At 56.3% G+C, this 261-nt stretch carries 1 protein-coding gene; it reads right to left on the bottom strand.

Going from position 1 to position 261, the window contains the following annotated elements:
- A partial coding sequence (locus OH705_RS27785) for a ribonuclease E inhibitor RraB (RefSeq protein WP_267303505.1) occupies positions 1-161 on the bottom strand: 161 nt, incomplete at its 3' end.
- Positions 162-261 lie beyond the last annotated feature (100 nt).

The raw sequence follows: 261 nt of genomic DNA on the forward strand, positions 1-261 counted from the left end.
CTGAGCGATTCGCCACGAAACTGTCCCGCTGCCCGTCGTGCCCGCGCCTCATCGGGAAAAACCGCATAGAACTCAATGGGATGGATCTGGGCGAAGTTGAACCCGCCTTCTTTCATCCGGCGCAATACCGTGCTGCTGATGTCCTCGTATTGGCTGCTCATGAATCGTCCTCCTGATTACTGATTGGATAGACTTTCAGTGCAAAACGCACCTGCCCGCCACACAAGCCGTGCGGGGGCAATTCGAGCTGAATGCATGACG

Source organism: Pseudomonas sp. BJa3 (genome assembly GCF_026343815.1).
Lineage (GTDB): Bacteria > Pseudomonadota > Gammaproteobacteria > Pseudomonadales > Pseudomonadaceae > Aquipseudomonas > Aquipseudomonas soli.